Origin of the sequence: Pseudoalteromonas maricaloris (genome assembly GCF_024746855.1) — a bacterium.
Taxonomy (GTDB): domain Bacteria; phylum Pseudomonadota; class Gammaproteobacteria; order Enterobacterales; family Alteromonadaceae; genus Pseudoalteromonas; species Pseudoalteromonas maricaloris.
This window is the reverse complement of record NZ_CP024626.1, coordinates 50,624-69,314: the sequence shown is the minus strand read 5'-3', so window position 1 is coordinate 69,314 and position 18,691 is coordinate 50,624. Positions and strand designations below refer to the sequence as shown.

The 18,691-nt window shown below is 39.4% G+C and carries 14 protein-coding genes and 1 pseudogene (1 of these 15 only partly in view); 3 read left to right on the top strand and 12 right to left on the bottom strand.

From position 1 onward, the window contains the following. The first annotated feature begins 92 nt into the window (after positions 1 to 92). The 3 genes and pseudogenes from CTT31_RS18240 to CTT31_RS18230 form a co-directional block, all read left to right on the top strand. Complete coding sequence (locus tag CTT31_RS18240; protein WP_260492703.1) at positions 93 to 980, top strand: LysR family transcriptional regulator; 888 nt, start codon at positions 93 to 95, stop codon at positions 978 to 980. A 166-nt stretch (positions 981 to 1,146) separates the two neighbouring features. After that, positions 1,147 to 3,438: an InlB B-repeat-containing protein gene (locus tag CTT31_RS18235; RefSeq protein ID WP_260492702.1), complete on the top strand. Its 2,292-nt coding sequence runs from the start codon at positions 1,147 to 1,149 to the stop codon at positions 3,436 to 3,438. 548 nt (positions 3,439 to 3,986) lie between these two features. Further along, positions 3,987 to 4,202: pseudogene (locus CTT31_RS18230) on the top strand (transposase domain-containing protein); the annotation flags it as partial. 71 nt (positions 4,203 to 4,273) lie between these two features. On the opposite strand, the gene CTT31_RS18225 reads toward CTT31_RS18230, so the two are convergent. The 12 genes in view from CTT31_RS18225 to CTT31_RS18170 are tightly spaced (at most 46 nt apart) and all read right to left on the bottom strand, a layout consistent with a single transcriptional unit that may run on beyond the window. Next, positions 4,274 to 5,869 carry an MBL fold metallo-hydrolase gene (locus tag CTT31_RS18225; RefSeq protein WP_039491305.1) on the bottom strand — a complete coding sequence of 532 codons (1,596 nt, stop codon included), beginning with the start codon at positions 5,867 to 5,869 and terminating at the stop codon, positions 4,274 to 4,276. Positions 5,870 to 5,896: 27 nt separating this feature from the next. Continuing rightward, the gene (locus tag CTT31_RS18220; RefSeq protein ID WP_260492701.1) at positions 5,897 to 6,043 is read right to left on the bottom strand and encodes a hypothetical protein; all 147 of its coding nucleotides are present in this window, start codon (positions 6,041 to 6,043) and stop codon (positions 5,897 to 5,899) included. Positions 6,044 to 6,084: 41 nt separating this feature from the next. Further along, positions 6,085 to 6,894: an MsnO8 family LLM class oxidoreductase gene (locus CTT31_RS18215; RefSeq protein ID WP_260492700.1), complete on the bottom strand. Its 810-nt coding sequence runs from the start codon at positions 6,892 to 6,894 to the stop codon at positions 6,085 to 6,087. Between the two features lie 46 nt (positions 6,895 to 6,940). Beyond that, entirely contained in the window at positions 6,941 to 8,143 is a 1,203-nt protein-coding gene (locus CTT31_RS18210; protein WP_211856470.1) for an ABC transporter permease, read from the bottom strand. 9 nt (positions 8,144 to 8,152) lie between these two features. Next, positions 8,153 to 9,505: an ABC transporter permease gene (locus tag CTT31_RS18205; protein ID WP_211856471.1), complete on the bottom strand. Its 1,353-nt coding sequence runs from the start codon at positions 9,503 to 9,505 to the stop codon at positions 8,153 to 8,155. Next, positions 9,498 to 10,217: an ABC transporter ATP-binding protein gene (locus CTT31_RS18200; RefSeq protein WP_039491314.1), complete on the bottom strand. Its 720-nt coding sequence runs from the start codon at positions 10,215 to 10,217 to the stop codon at positions 9,498 to 9,500. Before CTT31_RS18200 ends, CTT31_RS18205 begins: the two co-directional genes overlap by 8 nt. A gap of 17 nt (positions 10,218 to 10,234) precedes the next feature. Then, complete coding sequence (locus tag CTT31_RS18195) at positions 10,235 to 11,518, bottom strand: efflux RND transporter periplasmic adaptor subunit (RefSeq protein WP_260492699.1); 1,284 nt, start codon at positions 11,516 to 11,518, stop codon at positions 10,235 to 10,237. Between the two features lie 12 nt (positions 11,519 to 11,530). Then, the gene (locus tag CTT31_RS18190) at positions 11,531 to 12,559 is read right to left on the bottom strand and encodes a TauD/TfdA family dioxygenase (RefSeq protein WP_260492698.1); all 1,029 of its coding nucleotides are present in this window, start codon (positions 12,557 to 12,559) and stop codon (positions 11,531 to 11,533) included. Positions 12,560 to 12,571: 12 nt separating this feature from the next. Then, positions 12,572 to 13,786 carry an aminotransferase class V-fold PLP-dependent enzyme gene (locus CTT31_RS18185; RefSeq protein WP_260492697.1) on the bottom strand — a complete coding sequence of 405 codons (1,215 nt, stop codon included), beginning with the start codon at positions 13,784 to 13,786 and terminating at the stop codon, positions 12,572 to 12,574. 25 nt (positions 13,787 to 13,811) lie between these two features. Then, a complete protein-coding gene (locus CTT31_RS18180) occupies positions 13,812 to 15,077 on the bottom strand; it encodes a phenylacetate--CoA ligase family protein (protein WP_039491318.1) in 1,266 nt (421 codons plus the stop codon). A 19-nt stretch (positions 15,078 to 15,096) separates the two neighbouring features. Next, the gene (locus tag CTT31_RS18175) at positions 15,097 to 16,068 is read right to left on the bottom strand and encodes a TauD/TfdA family dioxygenase (protein WP_039491320.1); all 972 of its coding nucleotides are present in this window, start codon (positions 16,066 to 16,068) and stop codon (positions 15,097 to 15,099) included. 12 nt (positions 16,069 to 16,080) lie between these two features. Then, positions 16,081 to 18,691: the 3' end of a condensation domain-containing protein gene (locus tag CTT31_RS18170; protein ID WP_260492696.1), read on the bottom strand. Its footprint extends 2,969 nt past the window's final position; 2,611 of the gene's 5,580 nt are visible here — the last part of the coding sequence; its start codon lies beyond the right edge, outside the window — the gene reads right to left on this strand; it ends in the stop codon at positions 16,081 to 16,083.

Sequence of the window (18,691 nt, the reverse complement as noted above, 5' to 3'; positions counted from 1 at the left end):
CCTTGAATTTACTGAGGATGATTTTATCGAGCTTTTAATATCCAAAAAACAAGGTAATAATAAAAACACTTATTCTTGCTAGGAAATAATTAATGGATTGGCTAACCGGAGTGCGGAGTTTTAGCAAAGTTGTAGAGTTTGGCAGTTTTACTCGTGCCGCAGATGAAGAGGGGGTTTCAGCGTCTGCAGTGAGCAAGCGAATTGATTGGTTAGAACAGCAGCTTGGCTTAACGCTATTTATTCGTACCACTCGCCAAGTCAATCTCACTGAGGCTGGGGAGCACTTTTTACCGAAGGCTTCTCTATGGCTAGCGCAGTTTGAATGTTTAACTGATCACGGACAAGCACTGAATCAAGCGCCATCTGGTAGCTTAAAAATCGCTTCAACACTCGCGGTAGGCAGCACCATTTTAATGCCAAATATCGCCTCATTTTTAGCCAAATATCCCAAATTAAAAATTCACCTTAATGTCATCGCCCCTGGCGCACACCCAGATCTTACTCACGATTTAGTGATCACACGCTACTATGAAGCTTTTGACTCAGCCTCTCATAAAGGCAGTCGACTCATTGATTATCAAATGCAGATCTTTGGTGCTCCTCACTATCTCAAACAACATGAGCCTATCAAATCCCTTAATGATCTGCGCCAACATAAAATGTTGTTAAGTAGTTATTACCACAAACTAGGCGGGATTATTTTAGAAATTGGCGATGTCTTCCAGTTTGACAACTATAACTTCGTTTCTGATCAACTCGACGCTATGCTGACAGCAGCAGTACAAGGTTTGGGACTGGTATTTATTGCGCCTAGCTATGTGAAAAGGGAACTTGATCAAGGTTTACTCATACCTGTATTACCTGAAATAAAATCCGAAACAAAACAATTATGGGCGTATTATCCCAAAACAAACTACACCCCCTATAAAACCCAACTTTTTATCGAACATCTTAAAAATCACCTTAACTCAATGGAGTAGGGAAAACTGGCTTACACATTTGTTCACAATTTAAGTACAAAAAATCCTCTAAAGATTTAGAGCCATATGGTAATTTAGGGTGTTTACTCAATTTTGTAGTACTAATCAGTACTAACCGAGTATTTCGCTAAATAGTGCTATACGCAATAACTTTAAAGGACTAACAATGAGTTTTAATCTCTTTAAGAAAACCACACTGGCAACGCTAGTCTCTGGGCTAGCAGCAATGAATGTACAAGCAAGCCAACCGCTTAGTTTAGATACCATCACTAACCCAAAAATAGATTGTGATACAAAAACTGAATTACTAATGGCAAATGCTGAAAATGGCAAAAGTGACAATTTATTGCCCGCCGAGTCTATGTTGGATGTACTCAATACCCACTGCTTCCAAGAACAAAAAACGACAACTGAAACCGAACGAAACCCGCCAGAGTTAAGATCAATCCAGTTGAGCTCCAACTCAGTTAATGTCAACGACGGTGACAAAACCGTTGATATTACATTAAGGTTTTATGATGAAAGCGGTGTAAAAGGCACACGCGTTTATTTATCGCCTCCGACAGGATTTAGTTGGGGTGACAATAAATCAGCTGCCGCCGCGAATTGGCAGAAAACAGACGAGCCGGGGGTTTACGAAAGTAAGGTCAGTTTCACTTTTACCGATGCCGACGTTAATGGTAAATGGTTTTTAACCCTAGGTCATATACTTGACGTAAACAACGCTGTCCGATTTTGGTTACGCGAGAGTGAAATTGAAGCTGCGGGCTTTAACCCACATATCATCGTCGCGAATGATAAAGTCTCTGAGGGCGTTAACCCTGAAATAAAATCTATTACGATTTCAGACACTGAAGTTGATGTAAATACAGGCGATAAAACGGTTAATATAGCCGTAGAAGCTTATGACCAATCAACAATGTCTAAAGGTGTAATTAGGGTTTCGCCACCTAGCCAGTATAAGTCACTTGCGATAAAACAGGCTGAGTCATCTGATTGGCAAAAAACGGATGTCGAAGGAGTTTATCGTTCGAATTACTCTTTTACCTTTACTGATAAAGATCTACCAGGTGAATGGTTTGTTGCCTCTGCAATGCTCACTGATAGCAATGGAAATATAGGCGCTTACAATCGAGGTCACTTTAACCAGCTAGGCCTAGCGTCTGTTATTACGGTTAAAAACCAAACTGAACTAGATATTGTGCCACCAAGCATCGACCATATTGCGTTCTCATCAAACCAGCTAAACTCAACGAATGGTGAGCAAAACGTTACTTTAACCGTCAAGGCGTCAGATATATCTGGCATGGCCAAAGGTTACTACTCTCTCAGGGCACCGGACGGCTCCGAGGCAAAAGATAAACTATTTACTATAGAACAGTGGCAACAAGGCAGTGATAAGAATACGTTTGTTGGCACTACAAGCCTAAATTTCAGCACAGATGACTTGCAAAAAGGTCAAGGTGTTTGGCAGTTAGATGCCAACATTCAAATAGATTCTGCTGGCATTTATAGCCAAGGTGCGAAAGCCCGAGAATTAACAACGTTAGGCGCCACGCCTTATATCTTTGTTGACGAAGAACAGATCAGTAAAATCTCAGTGAAAGATATAACGGGAGCAAAACAGGTAAAAACAGGAGCCAGCAATCGAGTTACGCTGGAAATAACTGAAAACACATTGTCCAGTTTACCGCGCCTATTTGATCTTTACCTCGATGCTGACGCCGCAGTCAAACTTGATTTCCATTCTATAGATCAAGGATATACAGTTAACTGCATCGACCTGAGTAACAGTCACTTATGTAGTTTTTCTGGCGCGTCTGATATTAAGTCAGTCCAAGTTTCATTTACTGTAACGCCTAGCGAAGCTGGCGTGTTTACACCCAGTGTTCGCTTTTCATCAGAAGCCCCTGAATTAGACTACACAGACAACAAAGTCGCATTTCAGGTAACAGGCTATGAACCACAACAATTTAGTGTCGTGTTTAAGAACTGGGATGGAAGCGTGCTTTCTACTCAAACTATTGAAGAAAGTAGTGCTGCAACGGCTCCTCAAGTTCCGCCCCGGGAAGGTTATACATTTACAGGCTGGAATACCGACTTTAATGATGTCAATCAAGATCTTACCATTACGGCACAATTTGAGATTAACAAGTATCAAGTGAAGTTTGTGGATTGGAATGACACCGTCATCAAAGCAGCAGAAGTTGCTCATGGACAAGCAGCAACGCCGCCCACTGAGCCAAAACGAGATGGTTATACATTTACCGGTTGGGATCTAGCTTTTGACCAAGTCACCAGTGAGCTGGTTGTAAAAGCACAGTACAAAGCGAGCTCAACTCCAACGACGACCGATAAGGAAGATAAAGGCAGTTCAGGTGGTGCGTTCGGCTACTTGTTTATTCTACTAAGTAGCGTCATGGTTGCAATTAGACGCAGAACATTACGCTCGCGCTAACTGGAAATACCTTAAGGGAAGAGTAGACTCAACCAAGTAGCCGATTGAGTCTATTCTATTTAGCTATAGCAGTGTGATTACCAAGGGATACTGACGGTATAAGTACCAAGCGATTTTGACGTAATCACACTATCAATGTTACCTTCATTCTACAAAGCGGCCGTTCATCCAACCATTTCTGGCCCATTTTAATTTAACGTAATTACTCAATAGCAGATCGTAGTATAGAAATCACAGTACATTTCCTTATGACTGATAGCTATGGAGTGGTGTTTGAAAGCTCACCAACTTTTTTTCGTTTCTTTGTTTGTAGTGGCATGGAAGCTTTGCTTTACGAGCTTGTTGAGTTCGTGAACGCTAGAGTTGCCCCAAACGCTACAAGTCCGACACCGCAGGTTTGATTAACTCTGTTTCCAACTCTTTGAAAAACAGATAATACTTTTTCAGAAGTGACAAGAAATGCGATCAAACAGAACCACAAGATATGTAATACAGAAATGTATAGCCCATAAATCAACGCAAAGTATGAACTATTATCATTGTTCGGTGTCCACTACACCCTAAGACAATGGCCGAAACTCATCCGCTACCTCGATGACGGACACCTAAAAATAGACAACAACCGAGCAGAGAGTAGCGCAATCCTCTATAGTGTAATCGAAACAGCCAGAGCAAACGGCCTAACGCCATTCGACTATGTGATGCATTGCTTAAACGCCTTGGCTCAACCACAGTGCGATATCGACAGTTTACTGCCCTGGAATGTTAATCTCCAGGAGTGGTTCGCTGCACGCTTACCTTCTAAACACCACCAGAGCTTAAAAATAAAGCCCCTCTATTCTATAAACTCAGAGTATTTACCTTCTAATAATTCTATAGAGACCCCTCTGTCTCTACAGTAATTAAGCATCATATTTGTTTGAATCAATTGCTCTGAGTTTTCTGTGTATTCAAGACCCATAAAATATCGAAACCAAGGTTCGATGCCTAACGCATAAATAAACATTTGATTCGGTTTAAATATGTCTAACATCACTCTAACTTTGTCAAAATCAGAGCCATTTAAACGCCTTGACTCTTTGATTTCTTTGCTAACCGTAGAAGTTGTTAACGCACCATAGCACCAAGTGTAAGGTGCACCTACACACTCCATCCCTATAGCTAGCACATCTATATTGCCAACATATTCTTTAATTTGCCTGTAAAGCGCAGATTCTAAATTAACCGAATCAGCTCCAACAAAAATAGACTTCCCAGCTATTTCTACGAACCAAGCCGATTTACTTCGAATATTTAAATCCCCATGTTCACCCAAAAATGGTAGTGCAATAATACGCCCGCCTACAAGCTCTATTTCTTCCATATCTTCAACGGCTACAACATTAAAATTTAAATTTTGTAGAATTAGTTTTAGTGACGGATCAGCTAAAGAGCCTCCGTTATTAGTTGGGACTATAACTTTACCGATCTTATGACGTAGCTGTAAAAGCGTTTCAAACTGTACATGATCAGAATGATTATGAGTGATCAAAACATAATCTATATAATCTGGGAGTTCGCTAAAGCTGACCACATCGTTATGGTTGCTCTGTATTCTCGACGGAATAATCGGATCGACTAGCACACTCACATCAGGCGACTCAATAAGAAGGCCAGCATGTCCCGTATATGTAAATTTAACCCCACTTGCCACTTTTTGGTGACGTTTACTAGGGGCCTCTTCCGTAAATAATTCTTCAACAGACAAACCACCTTTTAGTAATCTATCTTCGAATAAAGTTCTAATTTTCTCTTCAGTTAAAGGCGTTGTACGTGCTGAAAACACATCATCCCAAATATCGGAATCAAATGAAGCTTGCACTAATAGATTATTACTTTGTGGCAATATAGGAGTATTAAATATGAATGGGCGTTTATAATCTTCATTTAGCAACCCAAACGAAATTGATTGCAAGTCTTTACGATAATATGGCCCCTTATAAAGCAACCCCTCAATTAGTCTAAAGGAGGGCTGATGATACAAATCCATATTTAGCTCAACATAGCCTTTTAAAGGTTCCGGAATTTGTTCATACAACGCTTCAATACATAGCCCAGTATTGTGCTGCATAAGCATACTGTTCAGTTTATCAACAGCATTCGCTATCTCTTGCAGAAACGGTAATTGTTCATCCAGATTAGCCAATAATTGTTTGACTTCCTCAACTTGCTCAAGGCTACAATCAACGAACTCTCCACCAACTAACTCGCTATTTTGGCTAGCCATAATATGTATTTCGCTATTATTGACAAACGAGTTCATTAGCCTTTTATGTGTTTTACTCGCGTACATTGCAAATGTAACAGGGGGTAGCAAATAAGGCCAAGCATACCAACTATTTACCAGAGGATTGATAAAAACATTTTCCTTTAAATAATATTGTTTAGTCATGTGTTTATACTCTATGCTCCAATGAATTTATTGCTTTTCTTTATTATGCTTTTGCATGATTTTATGGATTGCTTGGTATGAAAATAGTTGTTCTATTTCTTTTTCAACCAGTGTTAATACAACTAACTCATCACATTGGGTTTGCGTCAATAAGGCTTTTAGTTTTGGTTCCACGGTATCAGGGCTACCTATTAGCGAAGAATTCAAAATATGCGTTAGCATATGATTCTGAGATTCGCTGAAGTCATATAGTTTGGCTTCTTCCAGTGTAGGAAAACTTCCTTCATAACCGTCAGTTCTGCTTCGAATAAAAAATTAATGGCCGGTAAAGCCAACTCCTGCGCTATATCGTCACTCTCAGCAACGATAGCGTTGACAGCCAAAGAAACTCTAGGTTTATCGAAAAGCTTAGATGGGACAAAATTCGAACGATAATACTCTATCGCTTCCTGACAGTGAGTAGGGTTAACAAACATAGCGTAGGCCAATGGTAATCCATTTTGAGCTGCGTATTTAACTGCACCTCCCATACTTCCACATAATATGCAGTAACTGTCAAAAGAGTCTGGTACTGGAACTGCACTTAAAGAGTTCATGTCACTCAAATATGAAATAATTTCATCACTTTTTCTATCAAGCTCTTCGGGGGTGAAAGTTTCACCACCTAACTCTTTAGTGACATCAGGCATTGCGCCTGGGGTACGTCCGATACCAAAATCAAATCGACCATTACCTATCGCATTTAACAACGCAATATTTTCGGCTACTTTTAAAGGTGAGTAATGCCCAATCAGGATACCAGCAACCCCAACTCTAATTTTATTAGTTTGCGCCAATATATTCGCAGCTAATATCTCTGGAGATGCACAACCAAAAGCTTTCATAGAGTGTTGTTCTGTTACCCAATATGCATCATAGCCAATTTCCTCTGCATAGCGGGCGCATGCTATGCTCCTTCTTACTGCATCAACACCGCTTTGTGTGCCAAAAACAGGGGTTTGATCAAGAATTGTAAGTTTAGTCATATTATATACCCACGAAAAAACAGCCCTATTTAGGGCTGTAAATTTTTTATATCAACAATTCAGATGGCTGACGTTTAACTGTTTTTCTAACAGAAATAGTCACGGCTATCGCGTTAAGTAAACATATAACGACAGCTACAACCAACGCATAAACCAAATCAGCTGCTACTAAACCATTAAATTCTCTAAACATTGAAGAAATAACTACCGTAAAGAGCAAACCAAATAGAATACCTACGACAGTAATCACCATATTTTCAGTTATAAATTCCCATATAATACGGCTCACTTTCGCGCCTAATGCCCTTCTTGTTGCGATTTGTCCCTTGCGAGTAGAGACTATAAAATTAATCAATCCTATAAGGCCGCAAAATGTAATGATTAATAATAAGGCACTTATCGTCATATACATGAGAAATGTACCCACTCTTTCAAAGAAAACTTGCCACTTTACGTCAGCAAGTGAATCAGGCCTACCACCAGTTCTCCCTACTATTTGGGCGTAATGGTCACTTATTGCATTCTTTACAGAGCCAGCGGTTCCTGGTTCTACCCGTATTATGTAACTTTGCGCATTTTCTCTATGCCAAACAACTTTAGGCTGTAAAATGCTGCGATAAGGCATCCCTTTAGCCGCCAAGAATTGACTACTAATAAAATTACTGTAAATCCCAATAACCTCAACTGGACTTGAATCCTCAGCTAGCCATATAGTTTTGCCTATTGCATCGCTGTCAGAAAACAACTCTTCAGCCATAGCTTCACTCAACATAACCACATTAGGTTGCTCTGAACCATCGCTATACTTGACGTCAATACTATTGAAGTTTCGCCCTTCTATTAATTTTAGGCCTAAGACATTAAGACCATTGCTGTCGACATTAAAGATATGCGTTTGCAAACTAGTCTTATTTTCGCCTTCACTATCATAAATAGTATTTGGCCATCCGGCTGCGATAGGGGTTAAGTTGATTGGAGTAACGCCTTTTACACCTTTAATTTTACTCAGCTCATCAAGATCCTCTGTTAATAAGCTTTGAAAGTTGGCACCTGGTTGATAAGTTTTCGCACTAATAGTGATTAATTCTTCTGGGACTATTCCCTCTGCTAGAGACCACTCTTTGTATACTTTTAACCCCAAAAAGAAAGAGTTGCTAACAACACTCATGGATAAAGTAACTTGCAAAATAATCACTAGTGCAAAGAACTTATGGAATTTTATCATTGTGAGAATGTGTTTTAAGTTCATCTTGTTATCCTATTCCATCGTAAGGTTACGACTAACCTTTACCTGACAGACTCTTAAAATCGGGGTAATACTCACTAGAATTGAACTAATGATTGCAATGAAAATTCCAGTTCCAACCATGACAGCATCTAGCTTAAACAACAAATCTAAATCCGCGATGTCAGCATAAAAACCTACACTGTGAAACATTTTGAGCTTCATAAGGTGAAGGGATCCAAAACTTATAAATATACCTAATACACCACCAATAAACCCTACTACCGCAACTTCGCTAATATATTGGCCAATCAGTACTTTTCGCTTCGCACCTAATGCACGTCTAATGCAAACTTCTCTAGTTTTGCTCATAAAATTAGCCAACATAATACCTACAGCGCTAAATATGCACGCGGCCATAAACATGCTGCCAATAATGAAATAGAACTGGTAATCAACATTCTTGTTATGTACATAGGCCATCACCTCATCGAGGCTTGTCAACAGATGACCACCTTCTCGCGGAAAACGACCTGAAGCACGCTGTCCATCTACATAATCATCTAGGACATTTCTAAATTCAGCTAAATCGTCTTTGCTGTCTAATAACGACCAAACTGTAATCCAGCCACACTCTGAAGCCAAAAGCTCCTCAGTGCCACTCGATTGATAACGCATGCTAGTGTTATCCCAACATTCAAAGCGTGCATTACGTGATAAATTTGCATCTAAAGCATATCGGTACGGTAGGTACGCATCATCAGAGAGGCCTTTCATGAAAGTACGATCATAAAATCGATATCTCACATGCCACTCATCAATTACACCAACGATAGTTACGGCTTTATCATCTAAACGAATTTGCTTACCAACACTATTTTCACCGTTAAACAATAAATCGTTTCTCGCCTTTGTTATAACTACAACTGGCGCACCACTTATTTCTTGCTCTTGGCTCCAAGCAGAGCCATATAAAAATGGAATATCCATTATTGAAAAAAAAGCTCTATTAGTTACAAATGAAAAGCCTCTATATGGCATTACATTTTTATTCTCGACATTTACGAGCTGGTCGGTAAGCCAGCCAAATGTTATTTGAGATTTTGGGTAATCAATTTGACTGACATTAACCGTGTCAATGTAAGTCATATCAATCATCTTGTTAAAATTATCTACAGGTTCGCTTGCCAGATTCCTGCTATCTAGTTGAACTAAAAATAGTCGATCAGATTTATGTGGTAAGTCTGTTTGGCTTCCTTGATAGACCATTGTGATTGCTGCAGTAAATATACCAATACCAATAGCGATAGCCATTACCATTAAAAGATTTAATACAGGGCGACGGCGAATCGAAAGCCACGCCATTTTCATATTATATTTAAGCATATGACGCTTCCTGCTCTTTTAGAAGTTCTGTCTCAGTATCGCATTGTTTAACAACGCCATCCGTCACTTGAATTTGTCGCTGAGTTTTTGATGCTAATTCATCATCATGCGTTACCATAACAATGGTATTGCCCATTTCATTGATTTGATACAGTAAGTCCATAACTGATGCAGCCATTTCGCTATCTAGATTACCTGTTGGTTCATCCGCCAAAATGAGTGAAGGCTTGCCAGCTAAAGCTCTAGCGATAGCGACACGTTGACGTTGACCACCCGACAATTGATCTGGCCGATGCTCTTTACGGCCCCAAAGTCCAACTAAACGCAAAGACTCTTCAACACGTTGTTTACGTTCCTGACTTGTCATGCCACGATATATAAGAGGTACTTCTATATTGTCATAAAGTGACAATTCAGCGATCAAATTAAAGTTTTGAAAAATGAAACCGATTTTTTCGTTTCTAAGTTCTGAAGCCTGATCATCATTCAGACTACTAGCTTCAACACCATCAAGTTTATAACTACCAGATTCATAATCTTCTAACAAACCTATTATATTTAATAGCGTTGATTTACCTGAACCAGATGGTCCCTTGATCGACACGAACTCACCTTTATTTATTGTTAAATCAACGTCTCTGAGTGCATTAGTCGCTACGGTCCCAGTCTTAAATACTTTGCGAATTTTTTTTATTTCTATTAAGTGTTCCATATTTATCTCTTTAAGTTTTATTTATATAAATATATTTGTTTTGCTTGAGCAAACAGTTCGACATTTGAAGCAATTACCACTTCACCTTCTTTAAGACCGCTAATAACTTCAACCTCTCCAGCGTTTCTCATTCCAAAATTGACTTCACGTTTGACAGCGTGTTGATCCTTAACAACATAAACGTACTTTCCTCCGGATGAATCCAAATAAGCCCCAGATTTAAGTTTTAAGACATCCCTCTTTGACTCAATAAAAATTTGTGCACTAACACGTTGATTTTGTCTGAGTCCAATAGAATTATCAGCAAAACGGAGTCTCCCTTTAACTTGGCCATCGACTACCTCTGGTGAAATTCCTACAAGCTGAGCATTTTTATATTCTCCATTCACAAATACCTTCGACTCCATCATATGTGTCATTTCATCCGCATAGATTTCAGGTATGTAAACTTCAACTTCATAATTATCCAATTCGATTACTGTTAATAAAGGTTGATGATCTTCAACTTGATCAAAATCTTTAAAGCTTGTCACCCCCACCACACCGTTAATTGGGGAGTGGGAAACTAACTCCGTTAACTGGCGCTCAGCATCTTCTAAAATTAATTTTTGCCGTTGAAGCTCAAAATTGCGTGTATCCAGTTCAAATTTCTCTTCGTCCTTAACATTTCCATACTCTATAATTGAGTGTTTATGGTTAAGTAAAGCTACCTCGCGCTCTGCTACAGTTACCTCTAATGCTTCTTTGCTAATAATCTGAGCTTCAAAGGATTTTTCTGCACGTTCTTTTTGTTTTTCAGCCAAAACCAAGTTAACCTTCGCTAAATCAATCTCTTTTTGCGCATCTGACAGCGCTGATTTAAGTTCAAGCTCTTGGCGCTCAACTGCAAGCTCTAGTTCAGATAGTCTTGTACGTTCTTGGTTAACTAGATTGTTTAACTCAGGAGATTCTATTGTCGCTAGCACTTGCCCTTTACTAACAGCATCTCCAGCCTTTACCGAGTAGCGAACGATACCAGGAGAACCTGAATATATGGTTGGACTATTGGCCGCTACAACGGCACCTTGTACTGTGACTTGCCGTATGAAGTCACCTTTGCCCACTTCGATAAAGCTCAATTGATCAACCGAAACTCCTTTCTCCCCAGACAGAATGGAATACACTCTGCCCCAAACGCTAAAAGCAACAACTAAACAAATGATTATGACAATTGCCCATTTCACTATTGGCCCACGGCTCTTTTTTGTTACGATAACTTCATCTTGTGCTGAAGTGTCTCTGATCCCAGATTCAATATTCATTATTCACCAAGCCTAGATTTCTAATACCATCATTTCTTTATCTTGCACATCGCTCCACAATGTTGGTTCACTCAACCCTGTTAGCACTCTTCGGTTTCCTTGAAATGGTTCTCGACCATGACTTGAAAGCATGTTATCTACCATTAACACATCAGAAGACTCCCACTTAAAACTCACTTTTTCCGCTAAATAAGCTTGTTGCAATTGAATAATTTCAGAGTGAGAGAAAGGAGTTCCGTCTCCAAAGCAAGTCTGGTTTGGCACATTTTTCATGTCGAAAATAGCACTCAAAGAAGATTGCACTTGCTCTGACAAAGTTTTGAAATTGAAAAATGTGCAGTGATTAAACCAGCACCTTTCTTTTGTAAAAGGATGGATAGCAATAACTGCTCGTTTTTGCCTCGTACGCAGCTCTATATCTCCGTCCGCCCATTCAAACTGAATGTCGTTTTGTGTACAGTAACTTTCAACCTCATTACGATCTCTGGTTTGATATGCTTCTTGCCATGTTAAGCCAAAAAGCTCAGAAAAATTCCTTTGATACTGGTATCCTTTCTCTACGAGTTTTAATTTTAACGGCTCTGGAATTCTCTCAAGTATTTTTCGGGTATCAGCTAACGGTGTTTCGCCACCAACTGCTGCAGGTACTTCGCAATAAAAGTAAATATTACGAGAAAAGTTAAGATTGTAAGACTGCTCATTGTGCAAAAATATAGATTGATCTGCTCGTTGGCTTGTCGACGTATAAATATTACCCTCCACCTGATCTCTTGGAGATGAGCGTTCATGATATGGTAACGCGCCTGCTGAAGTTAGCCTAATATAGCGTTCAAAATCCTTATGGCTTTTTACTACGAAGCCTCGACATAATACTGCACCATACTTGAATACACATTGCTTAATCACTTCACTATTATTTGATGCCCATTCTATTAACGAAATACTATTAGAGGTATCAGTTATGACTAAAGGAAGTGGTTTGTTCTGATCAAAAAAGGAAGTCGTTACGCTCCCCTGGTTTAACAATGCTAAGTAATCCATTTGCTTCCCCCTCTACGCTGAAACCGAACTTATATTCAGCATGCTCGTGCAGATTTCATCTAATGCAGAAAAGAAAGTTTTAATGTCTTCCTCACTGTTGTAGATATACCCTGATACACGAAGTACCTGCCCATCAGTTTGGCTTTGAGTATATGGTTGAGCACATAAGTGACCATTTCTCACAATGATTCCATACGAATCACTTAAGTATCTAGATACGTCATCTAAGTCGTCTAATCCTCTGATAGCAAAACTTAGCACCGCACCTCTATCAAGGCTCTCATCATCGCAAATGACCTTTATATAGTCCCTTTTTTTAGCCTCTTTTAATATAAAGTGGCCTAAACGTCTGTCATGCTCACTTATTACGTCAATTCCAACTCTATTTAAATAGTCAATTGACGCACCGAAACCAATCACTCCGGCTATATTTGGTGTCCCAGCTTCAAACCTATGCGGTATTTTACGTAATCTAAAAGAATCATACTCAACCCAATCAACCATCCCCCCACCTAAAGTTTGAGGAACTAATGACTCAAGCATGTCTGTTTTACCATACAGCACACCGACACCGTTTGGACCCAACATCTTGTGCGCTGAGAAGCACATAAAATCAATGTTGCCACTTTTCACTGACACTTTTCGATGAGGTATAGACTGAGCAGCATCAACCAGGACAATGGCGCCTACTGATTTAGCCAAAGCAGCCATGCGCTCTAAGTCAATATATATACCAGTCACATTCGAGCAATGAGTCAAAGCTACAACTTTTGGTTTTTGCTGTAAAAGCCTTTCATACTGTTCAATGTCAATAGCGCCATTGGGTAAGCTCACTATAATTTCCGTCTTAGCTTTACTTGACCAAGGAAGTAAATTTGAATGGTGTGCGTTCTCACTTACTAACACTAAATCATCTTTTTGCAGCTCTAGACCAGAAGCAACCATATTAATTGCTTCTGTTGTATTGCTAACAAAGACGACCTCGTTTCCATGACATTGAATCAGATTAGCGACGTTATAACGAACTTGCTCGTATTGATTAGATACTTCTTCCATCGCGAAATGCTTGCCTCTATGTACGTTACAGGCAACTCCACTGTAATATCGACTTATGGCGTCAATCATTACTTTGGGTTTTAATGAGGTTGCTGCACTATCTAAATACAAGACAGGTTCACCATCTATCTCCGCATTCAATCCAGGAAATTCATTTGTTATGCTATTCATGTTGGTTTCTTTATTAATCACAAGGCTACCCATTTAAATCTGTTTTTATTATTTGAAATTTTCCAGATCGCTCCGTCGCTATATAGTCAACATAACTAATATCCAAATGACTATTTAATCCAAGCAAAGATTTTAATTTAGCCAAGCTAGCTGATAGCTGCGTTTGCTCAAAGTCTTTTTCAGCTATTAGCTTCAATGAAAAATAATCATTGGTATGCTGGTGCAACTGATACATTTTTAGACCTTTGGGTGCACCAATTAAGCTATCTAGCGTACTGGCCCAAACCTGTGTTCCATCGCCCAACGCAATACAATTGGAAGCACGACCAATTACTGACACTTTTCGATGTGAGTGACCACATCGACATGGCGTTTCATCAAGGCGAAGATAGTCTCCCGTTTTATATCTAATATGCGGAACAGCTCCTTGATCTATACTACTAATTACTAGCTCTCCAATTTCTCCGTGTTCAACTTGTTCGCCATTATCATTTAAAATTTCTATATGGAACGAACTATCATTGAGATGAAGTGCACCATGGCAACATTCCATTGCAACCCATCCCATCTCGGAGCAAGACAAGAGTTCGGAAAAGGTAACGGCTTGGTCAAACCCAGATAATATACGTCGACGATTTAACGCGGTTACCGACGAGTAAGAACAAATAATAGGCGCTTTTGGGGGGATTATGCCGCGCTTTTGAAATTCTCCAATTAAGAAAGCAAAATGTGTTGGATCCACATAATATAGGTCAGGTTGATATTCAATAATCTCTTTAATTGCCGTTTCTATAAGATGCTCAGATGTTGTCAAAAGATCATGATAGACAGGCAAAACCAGTGTACCATCTGATAACGTTCTATCTTCTTTACTACTATTGGGATTCGCACACTCGACATCGGAGCAATTTGGTGCAGCGTAGCGTACTATTTTTCTCTGTGTTTTTACAAAAGCGTGTTCAACTTCTGCATTCACTTCAGTACAAGCAACGGCTCGCCCTATTAACAGCATACCTAGCTCAAAAGTAACTAACCTATCACCTGTTGTTCCGGAACTTTGCGAACGAGTTAATAATGGAGAGCCCATACTATACCCTTGGGCAAATACACCAACGGGAAAGTGTTTCCTGAAATCTCGCTTCTCCGTCAAAGGCAAAAGTGAAATATCTTTACTATCCATTATTTGATTAATGCTTACTCCGCTTTTATCTATATGCTTTTTAAAAAATGGTACTTTGTTGTACGCATAATAGACTTCATCGAGCAAAGCTTCTGATGTGCTTGTCGTCATTTATGTTAACTCCATTAGATTAAGTACACTCCGTCCACCCTGTCTTACCTGTCATTCCAACTAAAACTTTCCTCGCACCAGTGAACGGCAAACGACCATGACTAAAGCGCATGTTGTCTAATAACAACACATCATTTTGTTCCCACTTGAATACAATCATTTGACGCTCATACACAGCTAAAATTTCAGCTATCATGTCATCTGGAATATAACTACCATCCCCAAATGTACAATTGCGAGGTAAATTGCACTCCCCGTACACGCTGATTAAGTTCTCTCTAACCTTTTTGGGCAATGCACTCACGTGGAACAAATGCGCTTGGTTGAACCAAACCTTCTTGTTTAACTTAGGGTGAATAACAACAGCGGGATTTAATTGAGTCGTTCGTAAGCCACCTTCAGTCCAGTCAAAATCTAAATTATTTTCTATGCAAGAAGCTTCTACGACAGCCTTATCTTCTGTTTGAAATACTTCTTGCCATGGTAGATCGACCAAGCCGTAATTTCTGACATAACGCAACCCCTTACGTTCAAACTCTTCCCTAATTTCTTGCGGTATCAATTCGTAGACTTTTAAACTGTCTGCGATTGGCGTTTCGCCTCCTGATTTGGAAGGTTGCTGACAGTAAAACCCTAAACGACTTGCCCAACAATTAGAGTAAGAGCTTTCGTTGTGTTGAACGATTGTAAGCTCTGAGTGATACTCAGATGCCGTGTAAACATTACCACGTAAATGCGTTCGAGGTGTTGAGCGGTAGGTGTAATCGAGTAATGGCCCAGCAAAAAGCTGCTCCAAAATTCCGGAGAACTGTGACGAAGTCATCCGTTTTAAACCTCGTATTAAGATTACACCACTTTCATTAATTACAGCTTGAATCAGGCGTTGATTGTCATCAACCCAATCTTTAAGTTTTCGGCCATCTAAGTTAGCGTGAAACAACATTTTGTTTCCCGCTAACTCATGTAATGTTATTTCACTATTTAGAGTCATAACTTAGTCAGCTTACCCTTTCACTTTGGTTAAATCTGACTTCAACGGCTCGATTAGCGAGTCAACGTAAGGTCTTTCAATCATATTACTATGGTTGCCAGCGACTCTTTTCACTGAAATGTCACCTGAAGTAATTTGATCCCAATTGTAATATTGGTTTAACTCATACCTGTCTGCTTCTTCTTGATCTAATACTTTATATAGATGAAGGTTCAAACTTGATTGTTTCATCTTTAGCTTATCCATAGCATGTGGGAAAGTAACTAAGAAGCGTATGTAATTCTCCACTTGTTCAATGCTTAACCCTTTATGTGCTAATCCCTGTGTTTTGGCAGTAAGAGCTAACTGTTTAATCGCTTGCTCAGTAGAAAGTTGCGTAACTTCATTCCAATCAATTTCCAATGTATTACCAAAGAAGCTCTGTACTTTTGCAAATTCATTCTTATCTTCTGAAGTCTGACTTTCTGTAGGAGGTTGATCTAGCAGCCCAACCAAACCGACTTCATCCCCTAACTTATCCAACTGAGTTGCCATCTCATAAGCTAGTCTTGCTCCGGCTGACCACCCTAACAAATGATAAGGACCTTTAGGCTGTACACGCTTAATTAGCTGGATATATTGCTCCACTAAGCTTTCTATCTTCTCTGTATGATAATCAACGAATATATCAGGTGCTTGTAAGCCAAAGACTTTGCATGTGTCCGCCAAGCTAGCAGCCATTGACTCATAATGGTTTGCATAGCCACCAATCGGATGAATGCAGAATAAGTTTGTGTCTGCATTAGATTGATTAAGTTCAATTAAGATATTATCTTGCCCAGCCGCAATTTGAGCATTCAAGCCATGGTTTGTGTTCAGTTGATCGTTTCTTAATAATGATTGCAACGCTTGACTAACATTTTCAGATAGAGTCTGAGCTTTCTCTAAACTGTATTCAACGTTGCTATAGTTAAATTGAATATGTAATACACCATCTGCAATAAAGGACAAGATATTAAACTGATAAGGAGTGACACGATTAAGATCATACTGAGGACCCACCGCCTCAGGTGCTACTTCTATTTCTTGTTCACTAGAAGAAGAACTCAAACTTTCACTCAAGAAGTTAAATACAACATTTGAACTGCGGCCCTTTAATTGGTCACGCATTTGGAAGTCATTAGCGAAATACTTAAATAGACCAAAACCTATTCCACTGTTTGGTATGTTTGAGCGCTGAGCTCTTACAATGTTAAATACTTGCTCGGGACTTTGCTGCGCTACCTTTACACTTAAAGGGTATACAGAGGTAAACCACCCAGCTGTTTCAGATACATCAGGAGCACCATCCAAATTAATACGGCCGTGGCTTTCTAAATCAATATGCTGGGTATCTTGTCCACTCCATTTCGCCAGCCCATGCATTAAAGAGCTCAACAACATGTCTTCTATTGCTGACTTGTCCATAGAAGCGATTGCCGGGAAATGCTTCTTTGAAAGTTGCAGCTCAACAAATTCAAAGTTGTTTGGATCAGGCTCTGTGATAAATGCAGATTCATCAGGCAATTTGTCTTCAACAGGGATGTAATTATTGAGCCAATATTCTCTATCCTCTGCGAATTTTCCTTCATCCATTGCTGTAGTAAGATATTCAGCCCACTGTTGATACGATGCGGCTTTACTTTTAAGAACTATTTCTTCACCTTTTTCCAAACTTTTTAAGGCTTGACTTATGTCTAACATCATCACCCATCTAGAAACTGCATCAGTGACTAAGTGATGGAAGCAAAATAGCACACGACCTGAGTTCTCTTGACCCCTATTGAAGTAATAGACCTTAAACAATATACCAGCTTCAATATCTAGACTTTTTTGTACTTCAGACCCTCTAGACCACATGAATTCAGCAAGCTCGGTATCAGAAATATGGCTAATATCTTCTTCTATACATTGTTGCTTTAACTTAAAGTTATTCGATGGGTTGTATTTGCTATACCATTTGTTGTCATCTTTAAAGAACTTTAGTCGTAATACATCGTGCCGCTCAACAATTGCTTGGACAGCTTTTTCTAAGTGGGAGAAGCTAAAGTTTCCTGATACTTTCAACAAAGAGCTTTGATTGTAGTGGTTCACGTGATCAGAATCGATATCGAAAAAACGATGCTGAATAGGCAATAGCTTTTGAAACCCTTCACTTTCTGACTGTTTAGATGTTTCTTGATGATCTGTTTCAATCATCTTAGCCAACCCTCTAATTGACTGCCCTATTAATAACTGTCTAACACTAAAGACTATGCCACTACGCTTAGCCATTGCCATGATTTGCATTGACATAATCGAGTCACCACCAATACTGAAAAAGTTATCAGTGAGGCCAATGCTTTCATGGCCAAGAACTTCACACCATATTTTCAGCAATGTCTTTTCTACTTCCGACTGAGGATCAGTTTCCAGATCAGACTTCTTCGCGTCGAGAGGGTTTGGCAAACTCGCCTTGTTTACCTTACCACCTGGTGTTTTGGGCAATTCACTAAGCAATATGATATAGCTCGGTAGCATGTATTCAGGTATTAACTTCGAAAGACTTCTACGAATTTCCTCTGTCTGTTCACTCTCTTCCCCCTGCTCATCCGCGTTTAATTGA